Origin of the sequence: Ralstonia sp. OTU4908, assembly GCF_038440115.1 — a bacterium.
GTDB lineage: Bacteria > Pseudomonadota > Gammaproteobacteria > Burkholderiales > Burkholderiaceae > Ralstonia > Ralstonia pickettii.
In genome coordinates, this window is sequence record NZ_JASATD010000004.1 from 135,614 (window position 1) to 153,208 (window position 17,595).

17 protein-coding genes are annotated in these 17,595 nt (G+C 64.5%); 5 read left to right on the forward strand and 12 right to left on the reverse strand.

Annotation, left to right across the window (positions count from 1 at the left end; translation table 11 throughout):
* Positions 1-20: 20 nt before the first annotated feature.
* Both katG and ubiA read left to right on the forward strand, forming a co-directional pair.
* Positions 21-2,186, forward strand: coding sequence for a catalase/peroxidase HPI (katG, locus tag AAHM38_RS05520; RefSeq protein WP_012762836.1), 2,166 nt, complete (start codon positions 21-23; stop codon positions 2,184-2,186).
* A 67-nt stretch (positions 2,187-2,253) separates the two neighbouring features.
* Positions 2,254-3,129, forward strand: a complete 876-nt coding sequence (ubiA, locus tag AAHM38_RS05525) for a 4-hydroxybenzoate octaprenyltransferase (protein WP_012762835.1) — start codon at positions 2,254-2,256, stop codon at positions 3,127-3,129.
* Positions 3,130-3,193: 64 nt separating this feature from the next.
* Here the strand turns inward: ubiA and proC are convergent, their stop codons facing one another.
* Together proC and AAHM38_RS05535 are read right to left on the reverse strand one after the other, a co-directional pair.
* The gene (gene proC, locus AAHM38_RS05530) at positions 3,194-4,018 is read right to left on the reverse strand and encodes a pyrroline-5-carboxylate reductase (RefSeq protein ID WP_012762834.1); all 825 of its coding nucleotides are present in this window, start codon (positions 4,016-4,018) and stop codon (positions 3,194-3,196) included.
* Between the two features lie 30 nt (positions 4,019-4,048).
* Entirely contained in the window at positions 4,049-4,765 is a 717-nt protein-coding gene (locus tag AAHM38_RS05535; protein ID WP_012762833.1) for a YggS family pyridoxal phosphate-dependent enzyme, read from the reverse strand.
* A 122-nt stretch (positions 4,766-4,887) separates the two neighbouring features.
* Between AAHM38_RS05535 and AAHM38_RS05540 the strand changes: the two genes are divergently transcribed.
* The 3 genes from AAHM38_RS05540 (at position 4,888) to AAHM38_RS05550 (ending at position 7,730) form a co-directional block, all read left to right on the forward strand.
* Positions 4,888-5,931: a type IV pilus twitching motility protein PilT gene (locus AAHM38_RS05540; RefSeq protein WP_009241469.1), complete on the forward strand. Its 1,044-nt coding sequence runs from the start codon at positions 4,888-4,890 to the stop codon at positions 5,929-5,931.
* Between the two features lie 66 nt (positions 5,932-5,997).
* Positions 5,998-7,137, forward strand: a complete 1,140-nt coding sequence (locus AAHM38_RS05545) for a PilT/PilU family type 4a pilus ATPase (protein ID WP_012762832.1) — start codon at positions 5,998-6,000, stop codon at positions 7,135-7,137.
* 95 nt (positions 7,138-7,232) lie between these two features.
* Complete coding sequence (locus AAHM38_RS05550) at positions 7,233-7,730, forward strand: glutathione peroxidase (protein ID WP_012762831.1); 498 nt, start codon at positions 7,233-7,235, stop codon at positions 7,728-7,730.
* A 24-nt stretch (positions 7,731-7,754) separates the two neighbouring features.
* Here the strand turns inward: AAHM38_RS05550 and AAHM38_RS05555 are convergent, their stop codons facing one another.
* From AAHM38_RS05555 to AAHM38_RS05600, 10 genes are all read right to left on the reverse strand, one after another.
* Positions 7,755-8,453: a helix-turn-helix transcriptional regulator gene (locus AAHM38_RS05555; RefSeq protein ID WP_012762830.1), complete on the reverse strand. Its 699-nt coding sequence runs from the start codon at positions 8,451-8,453 to the stop codon at positions 7,755-7,757.
* Positions 8,454-8,496: 43 nt separating this feature from the next.
* On the reverse strand, positions 8,497-8,976 hold the full coding sequence (locus AAHM38_RS05560; RefSeq protein WP_012762829.1) for a cupin domain-containing protein: 480 nt from the start codon (positions 8,974-8,976) through the stop codon (positions 8,497-8,499).
* 57 nt (positions 8,977-9,033) lie between these two features.
* Entirely contained in the window at positions 9,034-9,429 is a 396-nt protein-coding gene (locus AAHM38_RS05565; RefSeq protein ID WP_004631619.1) for a VOC family protein, read from the reverse strand.
* A gap of 171 nt (positions 9,430-9,600) precedes the next feature.
* A complete protein-coding gene (locus AAHM38_RS05570) occupies positions 9,601-10,332 on the reverse strand; it encodes an LrgB family protein (RefSeq protein ID WP_004631621.1) in 732 nt (243 codons plus the stop codon).
* Entirely contained in the window at positions 10,329-10,718 is a 390-nt protein-coding gene (locus tag AAHM38_RS05575) for a CidA/LrgA family protein (protein WP_012762828.1), read from the reverse strand. Before AAHM38_RS05575 ends, AAHM38_RS05570 begins: the two co-directional genes overlap by 4 nt.
* A gap of 52 nt (positions 10,719-10,770) precedes the next feature.
* On the reverse strand, positions 10,771-12,015 hold the full coding sequence (glcF, locus tag AAHM38_RS05580; RefSeq protein ID WP_012762827.1) for a glycolate oxidase subunit GlcF: 1,245 nt from the start codon (positions 12,013-12,015) through the stop codon (positions 10,771-10,773).
* Between the two features lie 26 nt (positions 12,016-12,041).
* Positions 12,042-13,175, reverse strand: coding sequence for a glycolate oxidase subunit GlcE (gene glcE, locus AAHM38_RS05585; RefSeq protein ID WP_012762826.1), 1,134 nt, complete (start codon positions 13,173-13,175; stop codon positions 12,042-12,044).
* A gap of 62 nt (positions 13,176-13,237) precedes the next feature.
* A complete protein-coding gene (locus AAHM38_RS05590; protein ID WP_012762825.1) occupies positions 13,238-14,737 on the reverse strand; it encodes an FAD-linked oxidase C-terminal domain-containing protein in 1,500 nt (499 codons plus the stop codon).
* Between the two features lie 498 nt (positions 14,738-15,235).
* Positions 15,236-16,126 (reverse strand): LysR substrate-binding domain-containing protein, encoded by an 891-nt coding sequence (locus AAHM38_RS05595; RefSeq protein WP_012762824.1) that lies wholly within the window; start codon positions 16,124-16,126, stop codon positions 15,236-15,238.
* Positions 16,127-16,153: 27 nt separating this feature from the next.
* Positions 16,154-17,572 (reverse strand): FAD-binding oxidoreductase, encoded by a 1,419-nt coding sequence (locus tag AAHM38_RS05600; protein WP_012762823.1) that lies wholly within the window; start codon positions 17,570-17,572, stop codon positions 16,154-16,156.
* Positions 17,573-17,595 lie beyond the last annotated feature (23 nt).

The window sequence follows — 17,595 nt, forward strand, 5'->3', positions numbered from 1 at the left end:
ATGACCTAGACGAGAGAATCATGACGACTGAAGCCAAATGCCCGTTTTCCGGCCATGCTCCCGCTGCTTCGCACGCCTTCGGTGGCGGTACGGCCAACAAGGATTGGTGGCCCAATCAGCTGCGTGTTGACTTGCTCAACCAGCATTCCGAGAAGTCGGATCCGCTCGGGTCGCAGTTCAACTACCGCAAGGCGTTCAGCGCGATCGATTACGACGCACTCAAGGCTGACCTGCGTCGCCTGATGACGGATTCGCAAGACTGGTGGCCGGCGGACTTCGGCCACTATGGCCCGCAGTTCATCCGTATGGCATGGCACGCTGCCGGTACGTACCGCACGGGCGATGGCCGTGGCGGCGCCGGGCGCGGCCAGCAACGTTTTGCACCGCTCAATTCCTGGCCCGACAACGTCAACATCGACAAGTCGCGCCGTTTGCTGTGGCCCATCAAACAGAAATACGGCCAGGCGATTTCGTGGGCCGACCTGTTGATCCTGACCGGCAACGTGGCCCTCGAAACCATGGGCTTCCGCACGTTCGGCTTTGCTGCCGGCCGGGAAGACACGTGGGAACCCGACAACGACGTCTACTGGGGCAACGAGACCAAGTGGCTTGAAGCCACGCGTTATTCGGGCGAGCGCAACCTTGCGAACCCGCTCGCCGCCGTGCAGATGGGCTTGATCTACGTGAATCCGGAAGGTCCGGAGCATGCTCATGGTGATCCGCTCGAGGCCGCCAAGGACATCCGCGAAACCTTCGCCCGCATGGCGATGGACGACGAAGAAACCGTCGCGCTCATTGCCGGCGGCCACACCTTCGGCAAGACGCACGGAGCGGGCCCCGCAAGCCACGTTGGCGCCGATGTCGAAGCCGCTCCGCTGGAAGCCCAGGGGCTGGGCTGGGCCAGCACCTACGGGACGGGCAAGGGCGCGGACGCCATCACCAGCGGGCTGGAAGTCACCTGGACGCAGACCCCCGCGCAATGGAGCAACTTCTTCTTCGAGAACCTGTTCAAGTACGAATGGGTGCAGGAGAAGAGCCCGGCCGGCGCGCTGCAATGGGTGGCCAAAGACGCCGAGGCGATCATTCCGGGCCCGACGCCCGACTCGCCCAAGCGCAAGCCGACAATGCTGACGACCGACTTGTCGCTGCGTTTCGACCCGGCGTACGAAAAGATCTCGCGCCGCTTCCTCGACAACCCGCAGGCGTTTGCCGAAGCCTTTGCCCGCGCCTGGTTCAAGCTCACGCACCGGGATCTCGGACCGAAGTCGCGTTACCTCGGCCCCGAAGTGCCCCGTGAAGACCTGATCTGGCAAGACCCGCTGCCGGCCGCCACACACAAGCCGACCGAGGCCGATATCGCGGACCTTAAGGCAAAGATTGCCGCTTCCGGCTTGTCAGCATCCGAGCTGGTTGCCGTGGCCTGGGCATCTGCCTCGACCTTCCGCGGTTCGGACAAGCGTGGCGGCGCCAACGGTGCGCGTATTCGCCTGGCGCCGCAGAACGATTGGGCCGTCAACCAGCCCGTGGCCGGCACCCTGGCCAAGCTGGAAGAAATTCAACGCGCCTCCGGCAAGGCTTCGCTGGCGGATGTGATTGTGCTGGCAGGCAGCGTCGGTATCGAACTGGCCGCCAAGGCAGCTGGCACGACGATCACCGTGCCGTTCACGCCGGGCCGCGTCGATGCAACGGCCGAGCAGACGGATGCCGCGTCGTTCTCGGTGCTCGAACCCGTCGCCGATGGTTTCCGCAATTATCAGAAGTCGCAGTTTGCGGTGCCGGCCGAAGTGCTCCTGCTCGACAAGGCTCAACTCCTGACGCTGACAGCACCCGAGCTGACCGTGCTGATCGGCGGCCTGCGTGCCATCAACATCAACGCAGATGGCAGCCAGCATGGCGTCTTGACCCACACGCCAGGCGCGCTGACGAACGACTTCTTCGTCAACCTGCTCGACATGAACACCGAGTGGAAGCCCGTCGGCGACATCTACGAGGGCTATGACCGCAAGACGGGCGAGCGCAAGTGGACCGGCACGCGCGTTGATCTGGTGTTCGGTTCGAACTCGATCCTGCGTGCCCTCGCCGAGGTGTTCGGCAGCGCCGACGGCAAGGAGCGCTTCATCAGCGAGTTCGTCGCCGCGTGGGTCAAGGTGATGAATCTCGACCGGTTCGATCTGGCCGCAGCGTAAGCGGCTTTCGGCAGGACTAAAATGGCGCCTTGCCTCGTGCAGGCGCCATTTTTCTTTGGTGAATTCCATGCAATCGTCCGCTGCCCAACCCAGCCGCCTCGTGCTCTATGCGCGCCTGATGCGGATGGACAAACCGATCGGCACGCTGCTGCTGCTGTGGCCGACGCTGTGGGCGTTGTGGATGGCCGCCGATGGTCATCCGCCGGTGTCGCTGGTGGTGATTTTCACGGTTGGCACGTTCCTGATGCGCTCGGCCGGCTGCGCGGTCAACGACTGGGCGGATCGCGACTTTGACAAGCACGTCAAACGTACCAAGGAGCGGCCGATCACCGCGGGACTGATCGCCCCGTGGGAAGCGCTGGCGGTTGCCGCGGTGCTGTCGCTCATTGCCTTCACACTGATCCTGCCGCTCAACGCGCTGACGAAGTGGATGTCGGTCGCCGCCATTGTGATTGCCGGCACGTATCCGTTCTTCAAGCGGTTCTTCGCGATTCCGCAGGCGTACCTCGGTATTGCGTTCGGGTTTGGAATTCCGATGGCGTATGCAGCGGTGCAGGATCAGGTGCCGGCGCTCGCATGGCTGATGCTGGCCGGCAATGTGTTCTGGGCCGTCGCCTACGACACTGCATATGCGATGGTCGACCGGGATGACGATCTGCTCATCGGCATCAAAACATCGGCCATTACGTTCGGGCGCTATGACGTGGCGGCGATCATGCTCTGCTACGTCGGGTTCTTCGGCATCATGGCCTGGGCTGGCCATCTGATGGCACTAGGCGTGGCGTACTGGATTGGATTTGCCGCTGCCGTGGCGTTGTCGCTCTGGTATTACCCGATGCTGCAGACGCGTGATCGGATGAAGTGCTTTTTTGTTTTCCGGCATAACAATTGGCTGGGGGCTTGTTTGTTTGCCGGGGTGGCGGGGGCGTATCTGCTGCGCTAATTTTTTGGTCCATCCCTTGTTTCAGCCACGGCAGGGTACGAAACACAGATGGACCACCAAGGCCTCAATCCCGTCCAAACTCCTCCCCCATCTCCTTCCCCCGAGCCGCCGCAGCGTGCATCGCCCGCACAAAAGCAGCCTTGATATCGGCCCCTTCCATTGAAGTCAGCGCCGCAGACGTCGTCCCACCCTTGGAAGTCACACGCTCGCGCAGCACCTCCACCGGCTCGGATGATTGGCCCGCCAGCGTGGCCGCGCCAATAAACGTCTCGATCGCCAGCGTGCGCCCATCCTCCGCCGACAGCCCCAGCTCCTGCGCCGCCTGCTGCATTGCCTCGATGAAATAGAACACGTACGCCGGGCCGCTGCCCGAGATGGCCGTGACCGCATCAATCTGCGCTTCGGCGGGCACCCAAACGCTCTTGCCGACGGCATTGGCGATGGCGCTGGCGGTCGCGCGGTCGGCGTCGGACAAGCCAGCATTGGCGGCCAGGCCGGTCATACCCAGACCGGAGAGCGCAGGCGTATTCGGCATCGCCCGAACCACACGCGCGTGGCCATTCAGCCAGCGCGACAGATCCTGGATCCGGATGCCCGCCGCCACCGACAGCACCAGGCTGTCACGCAGATGCGGTGCCAGTTGCGCACAGACCTCGCGCATCTGCTGCGGCTTGACTGCCAGGACGATCACGTCGCGGTCGGCCAGTTCGGCGCCCGGAGCGGCGGCTGTGCGGGCGCCCCAGGTCTGCTCGGCGCGGCTGCGGGCGGGTTCGGTCGGGTCCACCACCACGATGTTGGCGCCGTGTGCGCCTTTGGCGATCAGGCCGCCGATGAGGGCCGCCGCCATGTTGCCGCCGCCGATGAAGCCGAGTTTCAGAGTGTCGAGCATGAGAGTGGTGGTGTGAGAGGAAACAGGAATTCAGGCGTTGGCGTAATGCCGCGCGCCGAAGATGGCGCTGCCGACGCGCACAATCGTGGCGCCTTCGGCAATCGCGTCTTCCAGGTCGGCGGACATGCCCATCGAGAGCGTATCGAGCGGGATGCCGGCCTCGCGCAACCGGCCTGCCAGGGCACGCAGATCAGCAAACGGCTTGCGCTGCGCCACGGGGTCATCGCTCGGCTCGGGCACGGCCATCAGGCCGCGCAATTGCAGACGGGGCAGCGCCAAGACGGCTTGTGCCACGGCAAGCACTTCATCGAAATCGGGGAGCAGACCATGTTTGCTGGCCTGGCGGCTGATATTGATCTCGAGACAGACCTGCAGCGGCGGCAAGGTGTCCGGGCGCTGCGCCGACAGCCGCTCGGCGATCTTCAGGCGATCGACGCTGTGCACCCAGTCGAACTGTTCGGCCACGGCGCGCGTCTTGTTGCTCTGCAGGGGGCCGATGAAGTGCCAGCGGATCGGGTCGGTGCCCTTGCGCAGATCGGCCAGCGCGTCGATCTTGGCAACGCCTTCCTGCACGTAGTTTTCGCCGAAGAGGCGTTGCCCGGCGGCATGCGCGGCGCGTATGGCATCGGCGTCGAACGTCTTGGAAACGGCCAGCAATGTGACACCCGCAGCATCGCGCGAAGCCAGTGTGCAGGCCGTTGTGATCCGTTGACGCACGGCTTGCAAGTTGGCGACGATTGCAGACATAATCCGGCGACGTTTGTTACAAATAAACAAGGTTCCGGCACGTCAAAACAACGGCTCGGAGCGCGTCTGGAGGCGCCATTGCGACGCCCGGGCGACATAAAAAAGTCGGGGGTCATTATAAGATGGACATCGCGCAGCTTCTGGCGTTTTCCGCCAAGAACAAGGCGTCGGACTTGCACCTGTCGGCCGGACTGCCGCCGATGATCCGGATCCACGGCGACATGCGCCGGATCAACGTCCCACCGCTCACGCACCAGGATGTGCACTCCATGGTGTACGACATCATGAGCGACGGGCAACGCAAGGTCTACGAAGAAAACCTGGAAGTCGACTTCTCGTTTGAGATCCCGGGGCTCTCGCGTTTCCGGGTCAACGCGTTCAACCAGAACCGTGGCGCTTCGGCGGTGTTCCGGACGATTCCGTCGAAGGTGCTCTCGCTGGATGACCTGAAGGCGCCCGCCGTGTTCGCGGACCTGGCGATGAAGCCGCGCGGCCTGGTGCTCGTCACGGGCCCGACCGGCTCGGGCAAGTCGACCACGCTGGCCGCGATGGTCAATCACCGCAACGAAAACGACATGGGCCACATCCTCACGGTGGAGGACCCGATCGAATTCGTGCACGAATCGAAGAAGAGCCTGATCAACCAGCGTGAACTCGGCCCCCATACCCATTCGTTCGCCAATGCGCTGAAGTCGGCGCTGCGTGAAGATCCGGACGTGGTGCTGGTCGGCGAATTGCGTGACCTTGAAACCATTCGCCTGGCGCTTACCGCCGCAGAAACCGGCCACTTGGTGTTCGGCACGCTGCACACCAGCTCGGCGGCCAAGACCATCGACCGGGTCGTCGACGTGTTCCCGTCGGACGAAAAAGAGATGGTCCGCACCATGCTTTCCGAATCGCTGGAGGCGGTGATCTCGCAGACGCTGCTCAAGACGCGCGACGGTTCGGGCCGGATTGCGGCGCACGAAATCATGATTGCCACGCCGGCCATCCGTCACTTGATCCGCGAGAACAAGATCTCGCAGATGTACTCGATGATGCAGACCAGCAGCGGCATGGGCATGCAGACGCTCGACCAGTGCCTGTCGGAGCTGATCAAGCGCTCGGCGATCAACTACGCAGACGCACGCGCCATCGCCAAGAACCCGGACGCGTTCGCGAACTGACACGCGAACTGATACGCTGACCGATACGTCAGCGCGCTTTCCAATTCTTTCGAGGAGGGGCACGCCATGCTGGACCGCGAAGCCGCCACCAAATACATCCACGAACTCTTGCAGTTGATGGTGAACAGCCGTGGCTCGGACTTGTTCATCACGGCAGAATTTCCGCCCGCGATCAAAGTGGACGGCAAGGTCACGCCGATCTCTCAGCAGCCGCTGAATGCCCAGCAGGCCCTCGGTCTGGTCAAGTCGATCATGAACGAGAAGCAGCTGCGCGAGTATGAAGACAGCTCGGAATGCAACTTCGCCATCACGGCGCCGGGCGCCGGGCGTTTCCGCGTGTCGGCGTTCATGCAGCAAGGCCGCGCCGGCATGGTGCTGCGGACCATCAACACGAAGATCCCGACGCTGGGCGAGCTGGACCTGCCGCCGATCCTGAACGAGATCGTCATGAGCAAGCGCGGCCTCGTGATCGTGGTGGGTGCCACGGGCTCGGGCAAGTCGACCTCGCTGGCGGCGATGGTGGGCTATCGCAATGCGAATTCGTACGGCCACATCATCACCATCGAAGACCCGGTCGAATACGTGCACGCGCACCAGAACTGCGTGGTGACGCAGCGTGAGGTGGGCGTGGATACCGAGTCCTGGCACGTAGCGCTGAAGAACACGCTGCGCCAGGCGCCGGATGTGATCCTGATCGGCGAAATCCGCGATCGCGACACGATGGAATACGCGATCCAGTATGCGGAAACCGGCCACCTGTGCCTCGCCACGCTGCACGCCAACAGCTCGAACCAGGCGATCGACCGGATCATCAACTTCTTCCCGGAAGAAAAGCGTCAACAGCTGCTGATCGACCTGTCGCTGAACCTGCGCGCGATGATTGCGCAACGCCTGCTGCCGCGTCAGGGTAAGAAAGGGCGCGTGCCGGCCGTCGAAATCATGCTGGCGACCCCGCTGGTGCAAGACCTCATCTTCAAGGGCGAGGTGCACGAGCTGAAGGAGGTCATGAAGAAATCCCGCGAGCAGGGGATGATTTCGTTTGACCAGGCGCTGTTCGAGTTGTACGAACAGAACAAGATCACGTACGAGGATGCGCTGCGTAACGCGGACTCGCTCAACGACTTGCGCCTGCAGATCAAGCTGCACAGCAAGCGCGGTGGCCAGACCGACCTGTCTGCCGGCACAGAGCATCTGAATGTCGTCTGATGTGGCGCAGACGCTACATCGTTTGAGGTGATGTGCAGCGTGCCAGGTTTGCTCGGCCTCGCTGGTTACCGTTTGCAACCCTCCGGAGAGTAGCCATGACTGACGTTTATGCATTCGAGGCCGATTCGTTGACCGGCCAGCGCGTGCCGCTGTCGCAGTACAGGGGCAAGGTCCTGCTGATCGTGAACACCGCGAGCAAGTGCGGATTCACGCCGCAATACGCGGGGCTGGAGGCGGTGTATAAGCGGCTGCACGACAAAGGGCTGGAGGTGCTCGGCTTTCCGTGCAACCAGTTCGGCAAGCAGGAACCGGGCGGCGCAGACGAGATCGGCGCCTTCTGCGAAAAGAACTACGGCGTGTCGTTTCCGATGTTCGGCAAGATCGACGTGAATGGCTCCAACGCGCATCCGCTCTACAAGTGGCTGACCTCGGAAAAGCCCGGCGTGCTCGGTATCGGAGCCATCAAATGGAACTTCACCAAGTTCCTGCTGCGCCGCGATGGCACGGTCTACAAGCGCTACGCGCCCCTGACCAAGCCCGAAGAGATTGCCGACGATATTGAGCGGCTGCTGGCGGAGCCCGATCCCGCCTGAGGTTGCGTTCGTTGGTTACGGTCGTTAATCCGACGAGCCCCGCACCTTGCGCATGAAATCCGCCAGCGAGCGCTCGGCGGATTCGGCGAAGTGGCGCTCCAGAATGTCGACCTGGACGCAGCGGTCGAGGCGGAACGTGCGGTAGTCCTGGCGGTGCTCGCACCAGGCGGCCACCAGCCAGACCTGTCCCCAGAAGAACAGGCCGAGCGGCTGGATGCAGCGCTCGGTCAACTGGCCCTGCGCGTCTCGGTAAGCGAGCCGCGCAACGGCGTGGCGGCCAAGCGCTGCGTGTAGCGTGTCGAATACCTGCTTGACCTCGCTGCCCATGCCGTAGCCGGGCGCGAAGATGCGCGTGGTCTCGGCTTCGTTGCGGCGCTCCGCGGGCAGGGCGCCCATCAGCTTTTCCAATGCGGCGTCCACCGATTCGGCCATGGTGCCGCCGCTCCACGCCTTGATCATCCGTGCGCCGGCCACGAGCGCTTCGACTTCGTCGGCGGTGAACATGAGCGGTGCAAGGTCGTAGCCTGCCCGCATGCGGTAGCCGATACCGGCCTCGCCTTCGATCGGTACGCCCGAGACAGACAGATCGCGGATATCGCGATACACGGTGCGCTCCGACACGCCCAGGCGGTCCGCCAGCATCGCCGCCGTGGTCAAACGGCGGCCTCGCAGAATCTGGACAATCTGGAACAGGCGGTCGGCGCGGCGGGTCATGCGCGGCATTGTAGTGGGCTTCTTGCCGCGCGCAATCCGCACAATCTTTCCCCTACGCGCCGAAGGGCGTCAGTTCCCGTTGAGGCTGGATGTCGACGATATCCACCTGCTCGCCACGGCGCAGCATGCGCTTGCCCAGTCTCGGGAAATCGGCGATCTCGATGTTGAGATGTTCGCCGCCGCACAGATAGACGAGATCGTCCTTTCCGCAGTTGCGCAGGTGGTGCGCGACGCCTGTGGGGAAGGCCATGAAATCGCCGCTGCGCACGGTGAAGATGTTGTCGTCGATCTCGGCCTGCGCTTCGCCGGAAAGGATGTAGATCCATTCCTCTTCGCGTTGGTGCGAGTGATAGACGAACGACTCCTTGCCAGGCGGCACGCGCGCGAAATTCACGCCGGTGCGCTTGAGCCCGAGCAGCCGGCCCATCATCGTGCCGTGAATTTCCGACAGGCTGTTCCAGGGGTGTGAAAACGACTGCGTGCGCGCGGTGACATCCGCGGCACGCATGAGATACGGGGATTGGCTCGGCATGGTGTTCTTCTCTGTCTCGTGGTGAAGGCCGGCGCCCGCGCACCGGCCCCGGGGGCGTTACTGCTGTAGCAGGTACGCCTGCGTCTTGGCATCGGGCTCGTGCAGGCCGATGCGGTTGCCTTCGGTGTCGACGATATGGGCGATGCGGCCCATGTGGTCGGGCAGCGTCATCGGCCCAAAGACGCATTGGCCGCCGCTGCCGTTCACGCGCTCGAGCACGGCATCCAGATTGGGCGCGTTCAGGTAGACCACGCTGCCCTTGTCGGACGGCGCAAAGCCCTCGCCCTTGACCAGCGCACCGTGGATGGTCGTCTCACCCGCCGGAAACACGCCCATGGTCAGGTCGCCCATATCTTCTTGCTTGAGCTGCGTGTCGAAGACGTTCTCGTAAAACTTCACCGCACGCGGGAAATCGTTGGCGGGAATTTCAAACCAGTTGATGACGCTTGCCATGATGTTCGCTCCGTTAGGTGGCTCAGGCGGTTGGGAGTGCCGTTGCCGGTTAAGGTGGAGCGATTCTGGCGGGGGGCTCCTGACAGCGTTCTGTCAGGAGCCTTCAGGAGGACTGAGGATCGTGTTGCAGATTGCCCAGGCTGTGAATGCCGGGCGGAGGGGGAGGGTGGCTCAGTGCGGAATCCAGCCCGCCAGCAGCGGCACCAGCACCGCTGTCAGCACGCCATTCAAGCCCATGCCCAATGCGGAGAACGCCCCTGCTTCCGGATTGACCTGAAACGCACGGGCCGTACCGATGCCGTGCGCCGCGATGCCAGTGGCAAAACCACGCACGCTGTACTCGCGCACGCGCAGCAGGTTCAGCAGCCGCGTCGTGGTCGTCGCCCCGACAATGCCGGTGATGAGCACCAGCACCGCCGTGATGGTCGGTGCGCCGCCAATCTTCTCCGAGATGCCCATGGCGATCGGGATCGTCACCGATTTCGGCGCCATGGAGCGCAGCGTTTCCGGCGATGCGCCCAACAGCCACGCGATGCCCACGGCTGACACCACCGCCACGACCGACCCTGCAAGGAGCCCAGCCATCAGCGGTACCGCGTGGCGGCGCAGCTTCGCCCACTGCTGAAACAACGGCACCGCCAGCGCCACCGTGGCCGGCCCCAGCAGGAAGTGCACGAACTGCGCGCCGTCAAAGTAGGTCTTGTACGGCGTGCCCGTCACGGTCAGCAGCGTCCCCAGGATGACGACCGCAATCAGCAGCGGATTGACCATCGGGTTGAAGCGGCTGCGCTCATGCAGGCGCACGCCGATCAGGTAGGCGATGAGCGTGGCGGTCAGCCCCAGCAGCGGGCTGGCGGCCAGGTAGACCCAGAGTTGGTGCAGGTTGGGAGCCATCGCGTTCATGGGGCCAGCTCCTCGTGGGCTTCGCCGCCGCCGTGGTCAATGCGACCCATCCGGCGCATCAGCGCGCGCGTGACGAGCGCACCGGCGGCAATTGAAAGCCACGTCGATACGACGGTCGCCACCACGATTGGCAGCCATTCCTGCCCGATGCGGTTCAGTTGCGTCATGACGCCCACGCCGGCCGGCACGAACAGGATGGTCAGGTGACGCAGCAGTTCACGGACGGTGCCCTGCATGACTTCGAGCACGCGGCCCTTGTCCACCAGCAGGTAGATGACCAGCAGCACCATCCCGATCACCGGGCCGGGCACCGGCAGGTGCAGCGAATACGTCAACAGCTCTCCTACCGACTGGAACGTCAACAGGATCGCGAAGGTTTGCAGCATGGGGCCTCCGGGCAAGACGAAGCGCCAAGTATAGAACCCGGCTGCGCTCGTCTCAGGCCAGCATGCGGTCGACCAGCTCGATCCAGTGTTCGACCGGCGTGTCCGTGCCGCTCTGCAGATGCGTCACGCAGCCGATGTTGGCGGTGACGATGCGCTCGGGCTGCGTCGCCTGCAGCTTGGCGAGCTTGTCGTCGCGCAGGCGGTAGGCGATCTTCGGTTGCAGCACCGAATACGTACCCGCCGAGCCGCAGCACAGGTGGCTGTCGGCGCAGAGCTTGACGTCCACGCCGAGCGAGGCGAGCAGCGTTTCCACCGCACCGCGAATCTGCTGACCGTGCTGCAGCGTGCAGGGCGGGTGCCACGCCACGCGCGGCCGTTGTGCTTCGGGTTTGGTTTTCTGCAGAAGCTGCTGCGAGAACGCTGGCAGCACTTCGCACAGATCGCGTGTCATGGCGGACACGCGCGCCGCACGCTCCGCATAGACCGGGTCATCGCGGAGCAAGTGGCCGTATTCCTTGACCATCGCACCGCAGCCGGAGGCCGTCATGACGATGGCCTCGGCGCCCGCTTCGATGTGCGGCCACCATGCGTCGATGTTGGCGCGCATGTTGCCGAGGCCGCCCGCATGGTCGTTCATGTGATAGCGGATCGCGCCGCAGCAGCCCGCACGGTCTGGACTGATGAGCTGCACGCCCAGCTTGTCGAACACGCGCGCCGTGGCCGCATTGATGTTGGGCGACATGGCGGGTTGTACGCAGCCCTCGAGCAACAGCATCTTGCGTGCGTGCGCGGTGCCGGGCCGCGTGCCGGCGTGAGGCTGCCTGGCCGGAACCTTGTTGCGCAGCACCGGCGGCAACATCGGCCGCACTGCCTGTCCGAGCCTGAGCGCGGAGCCGAACAGTGCCGGCCGCGTCAGCCCTTCGCGCAGCGCCCAGCGTATGGCGCGTTCGCCAAGGGGACGTGATTCGCCTTTCGCGTCGAGCTGGTCATCGACGATCTTGCGGCCGATCTCGACCAGGCGCCCGTAGGTCACGCCGGATGGGCAGGTCGATTCGCAGTTGCGGCAGGTCAGGCAGCGGTCCAGGTGCAGGCGCGTGGCTGGGCCGGCGGGCTGGCCCTCCAGCACCTGCTTCATCAGGTAGATGCGCCCGCGCGGGCCGTCCAGCTCATCGCCGAGCAGTTGGTAGGTCGGGCAGGTGGCCGTGCAGAAACCGCAGTGCACGCACTTCTGCACGATGCTTTGGGCTTCTTCGCCGTCGGGGGTGTTGCGCAGGAACGCCGCGAGCGTGATTTGCATGATGGGCTAGCGTTGGAAGTCGGCAGTCAGAACGCTGAATACAGACGGCCCGGGTTGAAGATGCCGTGCGGATCGAAGCTGTCTTTCAGGCGTTTGTGCACGGCCATCAACGGCGCGGCGACGGGCGTGAAGATGTCGCTGGCGCGGTCGCCGTTGCGGAAGAGCGTGGCGTGGCCGCCGGCCTTGCGGGCAGCATCGCGGATGGCGTCGGCGGAGGTGTTGCCGGTGTCGATCCACCAGCGCTGGCCGCCGCCCCATTCGACGAGCTGCACATCGGCCGACGCATGACCGAGCGCCAGCGGCGGCGTGGCCGGGGGCAGGGCGATGCGCCACAGCGGCAGGCTGCCTTGCACGGCGCGGGCGAAAAATGCATGCGATTGCTCGCGAAGGTCGCGCCAAAATGCGGCCCCTTCCGCGTCGTCAACGCGCTCGCCGCCAAGCTTGGCAATGGCGGCGCGCACGGCCGCATCGGCGCCGCTCAAACGGACCCACAGCGCGCCATCGATCCACGCCGACGCGGCAATCGGCAGCGGTTGGCCGCCCCAGCGGTTGAGCGTGTCGATGGCTTCGGCCTGCGGCATTGCGAAGCGCAGCGTCGCATCGCAGAACGGCATCGGCAGCACCTTCAGCGATACCTGCACGATCAAGCCCAGCGTGCCGAGCGCGCCGGCCATCAGGCGCGAGACGTCGTAGCCGGCCACGTTCTTCATCACCTGGCCGCCGAAGTTGAGCATGTCGCCGCGGCCATCCATGACGACCGCGCCGAGCACAAAATCGCGCAGCGCGCCCACCGACTGCCGGCGCGGGCCGGACAGGCCGGCTGAAAACGCACCGCCGACGGTGGCCTGCTTGCCATCCGCAGCAAAGTGGGGCGGCTCGAACGCGAGCATCTGGCGGTGCTCGGCCAGCGCGGCTTCGATCTCGACGAGCGGTGTGCCGCTGCGCGCCGTAATGACGAGTTCTGCACAGTCGTAATCGACGATGCCGGACCACTCGCGCGTATCGAGCACGGTGCCGTCGGGTGCAGGCGCGCGGCCATAGAAATCCTTTGTGCCGCCGCCGCGCAGGGTGAGCGGCGTGCGGTTGCTTGCGGCCTGCGTAATGGCGTCGCGAAAGCGTGCGAGCGCAGGCGAAAGGGCGGTGTCAGACGTGATGGGCATGTTGAACCTTCGGGCGCAACGGCTTGTTCGCTGCGTGCGGCTTCGGAATGGTCAGGCGGCGATCAGAAGCGCGGCAGATCGGGGTGGGGCAATAGGCCGTTGCGCACGTGCAGCTTGCCGTATTCGGCACAGCGCGCGAGCGTGGGGATGGCCTTGTCGGGGTTCAGCAAACGCGCCGGGTCGAACGCCGCCTTGACGCGCAGGAAGGCGTCGCGCTCTTCGGCCGAGAACTGCACGCACATCGAGCTGAGTTTTTCCACCCCCACGCCATGTTCGCCCGTCACCGTGCCGCCAAGTTCCACGCAGGTCTCGAGGATATCGGAGCCGAACAGTTCGGCGCGGTGCCATTCGTCCTGGTCTTCGCCGTTGAAGAGGATGAGCGGGTGCATGTTGCCGTCGCCCGCGTGGAACACGTTGATGCAGCGCAGGGCGTACTTCTGCTCCATCTGCTGGATGCGCCGCAGCAGCGTACCGATGTGCTTGCGCGGGATGGTGCCGTCCATGCAGTAATAGTCCGGCGAGATGCGGCCTGCCGCAGGGAATGCATTCTTGCGGCCGCTCCAGAACTTCAGGCGCTCGGCTTCGCTTTGCGAGACCTGGATGCGGGTGGCACCCGAGGCGCGCAGCACTTCGCTCATGCGCGCGATCTCTTCGGCCACCTCTTCAGGCGTGCCGTCGGATTCGCACAGCAGGATGGCGGCCGCGTCCAGGTCGTAGCCGGCGCAGACGAATTCCTCAACGGCGGCGGTGGCGGGCTTGTCCATCATCTCCAGCCCGGCCGGGATGATGCCCGCGGCAATCACATCGGCCACGGCGTTGCCGCCCGATTCCACATCGTCGAAGCTCGCCATGATCACCTGCGCGAGTTGCGGCTTCGGGATCAGGCGCACGGTCACTTCGGTCACCACCGCCAGCATGCCTTCGGAGCCGATCACCGTGGCCAGCAGGTCCAGGCCCGGTGCGTCGGGCGCCTCGCTGCCGAATTCGACCACCTCGCCGTCCATCATCACGGCGCGCACGCGCAGCACGTTGTGTACGGTCAGGCCGTATTTCAGGCAGTGCACGCCGCCCGAGTTTTCGTTGACGTTGCCACCGATGGTGCAGGCGATTTGCGACGACGGATCGGGCGCGTAGTACAGCCCATGCGGGTTGGCGGCTTCCGAAATGGCGAGGTTGCGCACGCCCGGCTGGACCACCGCGGTACGTGTGTATGGGTCGACCTTGATGATGCGTTTGAACTTGGCCAGCGACAGCACCAGCCCGCCCGGCGTCGGCATCGCGCCGCCGGACAGGCTCGTTCCTGCGCCGCGCGGCACAACGGGCACGCCCATGCGGTGGCACACGCGCAGGATCTCGACGACCTGCGCCTCGGTATCCGGCAGCACCACGGCCAGCGGCACCTGCCGGTAAGCGGCGAGGCCGTCGCATTCATACGGAGTAGTGTCCTCGCGCTCCCAGAGCAGCGCGTCGTCGGACACGATGTTGGACAGCGCGGCGGTCAGCTCGGCCTGCAGGGCGGTCAGATCGCGGGCGGTGGCGGACAACGACGATGGCGCATTCATGGGGTGTCTCTCATGGTTCTGCCCGCCAGCACTGGCCGGGGTGGGAGGCACTATAGCCCGGCCGCCGCCCCGCGCGGCGTGTTAAGGACTTTTGCGGCGATGAATTTGGCTCGCCGGGACGGCCAATGTGGTTCATCGCGATGCAGCAAGGTTTCGCCGGCCGTGGGTGGAGGTCCGACCTTCACGATCGAGCCTTTGACGACCAACGGCGGGGTTCAAAACACCGACTCTCACACTAAAAGTTTCGAATCTGAGGTTCGGATACCTCACGCGTGAGGCAAATACAGTCGGCGTTGATGAAAAAAACAGCAACGATGACGTTCGGAACGTCGACTTCGAGGCTCAGAGGGTCGACCCATGACGCTTTTTGCTCCGACGTTGCTGCTTTTTTCATCAACGCTGGCGTTCCGAACGTCAACGTCGATACTAAAAGTTTCGAATCCGGTGGTTTGAGGCCCGGCGACGCGCCTCCACTGCCCACGGCTGGCGGCTGACGGCTTACCAATCCAGCCCGAGCAACCAATCCACAAAATGCTGCGCCTCCGGCTTCATCGGTGCCTGCTCGCGCTGCACGATGTAATAAGCATGTGGCGACGTCGATTCGATGTCCAGCAGCCGCACGATCTGCCCCGAGGCCAGCCAGTTGCGGGCCATTGCCTGCCTCACGAGCGCCACCCCCTGGTTTGAGACGACGGCTTCCAGCATCAGCCCGATGTCGTTGAAGAGCGAACCGGTGGCGGGCTCGGGCGCGTCCAGCCCAGCCGCCTCAAACCACGGGCGCCACGGCTCAAGGGGGCTGCGCAGCAGCGTGAGGTTCAGCAGTTGCGATGCTTCGGTGATGGTGTTGCCGCTGATCTGCTCGAAATAGCCGCGCCCGCACGCAGGGAACACCGGCTCGTTGAGCAACAACGTGGTCTTCAGATCTGGGTAGCGGCCGGTGCCATAGCGGATCTCGACATCGGTGTCCTCGGCCTTCACGTCGAGGAACGGGATGGCGAGATGCAGTTCCACGTCGATATGCGGGTACAGCGCGTTGAACTCTGGAATGCGAGCCACCAGGTGCTGACGGCCGAACGTGGGCGGAATCGCCACACGCAGCCGTGCGCGCTGCTTGCTGAATTCCGGGCGGGCCAGTTCATGGAGGCTCTTGAGCGCATCCTGCACGCTGCGCAGGTAGCGCGTGCCTGCGGCAGTCAGCCGCAGTGCCGTGCCGGTGCGCACGAACAGGTCTTCGCCCCACAGCTCTTCCAGATTTTTGATGCGGTGCGATACCGCGCTGGGCGTGACAGATAGCTCTTCGGCCGCACGCGCGAAGCTCGCATGGCGCGCCCCCGCCTCAAAGGCAATCAGCAGATGCAACGGAGGAACGCGCTTGAAGACGGAGGACATGCGGGCGGTCGCTGGTGGGTGAATCGGTTACAGGTGGAAGATCTTGCCCGGGTTCAGGATGTGCTTCGGGTCCAGCGCCTGCTTGACACTGCGCATCAGGTCGATCGCATCGTTGCCGTGTTCGGCAATGAGAAAGTCCATCTTATGCAGGCCCACGCCGTGTTCGCCTGTGCAGGTGCCGTCCATGGCGATCGCACGCGCGACGATGCGCTGGTTGATGCGCTCGGCTTCTTCCAGTTCTTCCGGCTTGTTCGGGTCGATCAGCAGCGCAACGTGGAAGTTGCCGTCGCCCACGTGGCCAACGATGGGGGCGGGCAACTGCAGCGCGCTGGCGAGCAAGTCCTTCTCGGTCTCGACCACGCATTCGGCCAGGCGGGAGATGGGCACGCACACGTCAGTGGTGACGGCGCGGCACCCCGGCTTGAGCTGCAGGAACGCAAAGTACGCGTTGTGTCGGGCGTTCCACAGGCGGCTGCGGTCTTCGGGGCGCATTGCCCATTCGAAGCCCTGGCCTTTATGTTCGGCGGCGATCTGCTGGACGGTCTCGGCCTGTTCCTGCACGCCATGCTCCGAGCCGTGAAACTCGAAGAACAGCGTCGGCATCTCGGGCAGCGCCAGCTTGTCGTACTGGTTGATCGCGCGGATGGCCAGCGCGTCGACAAACTCCACGCGCGCAATCGGCACGCCCATCTGGATGGTGTCGATCACAGCGGATACCGCATCGCCCATGCTCGGGAAGGCGCACACCGCCGCCGACACGGCTTCGGGCTGCGGATACAGCTTCAGCGTGATCTCGGTGATGATGCCCAGCGTCCCTTCGCTGCCGATGAAGAGCCGCGTGAGGTCATACCCCGCCGACGATTTGCGCGCCCGGTTGGCCGTCTTGATGATGCGGCCGTCTGCGGTGACGACCGTCAGGTTCAGCACGTTCTCGCGCATCGTGCCGTAGCGCACGGCGTTGGTGCCGGAAGCACGCGTCGCGCACATGCCGCCGATGGATGCATCCGCGCCCGGGTCGATCGGGAAGAACAAACCGGTATCGCGAATCTCGGTATTGAGCTGCTTGCGCGTGACGCCCGGCTCGACCGTCACCGTCAGGTCTTCGGGGTGCACCGACAGCACGTGGTTCATCTGCGAGAGATCGAGGCTCACGCCACCGGCCACGGCCAGCAGATGGCCTTCGAGCGACGATCCGGCGCCATACGGGATCAGCGGAATCTCGTGCTCGAAGCAGAGCCTGGCGACGGCAGCGACTTCCTCGGTGGTCTGCGCGAAGACGACGGCGTCGGGCAGCATCGGGTCGTAGGCGGATTCATCGCGGCCGTGGTGGGCGCGCACGGCTTCGCTCATGGAGACGCGATCGCCGAAGCGGGTGCGCAGCGCGTCGAGCATGGCCGGGGGAATCGGCTTGCGGATGATCTGGGAGGGCGGGGCTGGATGGTTCATGGCGTCTCGCGTGGGGCAGCGGT

Coding starts and splice junctions, on each gene's coding strand:
- AAHM38_RS05545 (WP_012762832.1), top strand. CDS start 5,998: ATGCTGGACCGCGAAGCCGCCACCAAATACATCCACGAACTCTTGCAG.
- ubiA (WP_012762835.1), top strand. CDS start 2,254: ATGCAATCGTCCGCTGCCCAACCCAGCCGCCTCGTGCTCTATGCGCGC.
- AAHM38_RS05570 (WP_004631621.1), bottom strand. CDS start 10,332: ATGAACGCGATGGCTCCCAACCTGCACCAACTCTGGGTCTACCTGGCC.
- AAHM38_RS05540 (WP_009241469.1), top strand. CDS start 4,888: ATGGACATCGCGCAGCTTCTGGCGTTTTCCGCCAAGAACAAGGCGTCG.
- AAHM38_RS05555 (WP_012762830.1), bottom strand. CDS start 8,453: ATGCCGCGCATGACCCGCCGCGCCGACCGCCTGTTCCAGATTGTCCAG.
- AAHM38_RS05600 (WP_012762823.1), bottom strand. CDS start 17,572: ATGAACCATCCAGCCCCGCCCTCCCAGATCATCCGCAAGCCGATTCCC.
- proC (WP_012762834.1), bottom strand. CDS start 4,018: ATGCTCGACACTCTGAAACTCGGCTTCATCGGCGGCGGCAACATGGCG.
- AAHM38_RS05550 (WP_012762831.1), top strand. CDS start 7,233: ATGACTGACGTTTATGCATTCGAGGCCGATTCGTTGACCGGCCAGCGC.
- AAHM38_RS05560 (WP_012762829.1), bottom strand. CDS start 8,976: ATGCCGAGCCAATCCCCGTATCTCATGCGTGCCGCGGATGTCACCGCG.
- AAHM38_RS05590 (WP_012762825.1), bottom strand. CDS start 14,737: ATGAATGCGCCATCGTCGTTGTCCGCCACCGCCCGCGATCTGACCGCC.
- katG (WP_012762836.1), top strand. CDS start 21: ATGACGACTGAAGCCAAATGCCCGTTTTCCGGCCATGCTCCCGCTGCT.
- glcE (WP_012762826.1), bottom strand. CDS start 13,175: ATGCCCATCACGTCTGACACCGCCCTTTCGCCTGCGCTCGCACGCTTT.
- glcF (WP_012762827.1), bottom strand. CDS start 12,015: ATGCAAATCACGCTCGCGGCGTTCCTGCGCAACACCCCCGACGGCGAA.
- AAHM38_RS05595 (WP_012762824.1), bottom strand. CDS start 16,126: ATGTCCTCCGTCTTCAAGCGCGTTCCTCCGTTGCATCTGCTGATTGCC.
- AAHM38_RS05535 (WP_012762833.1), bottom strand. CDS start 4,765: ATGTCTGCAATCGTCGCCAACTTGCAAGCCGTGCGTCAACGGATCACA.
- AAHM38_RS05575 (WP_012762828.1), bottom strand. CDS start 10,718: ATGCTGCAAACCTTCGCGATCCTGTTGACGTTCCAGTCGGTAGGAGAG.
- AAHM38_RS05565 (WP_004631619.1), bottom strand. CDS start 9,429: ATGGCAAGCGTCATCAACTGGTTTGAAATTCCCGCCAACGATTTCCCG.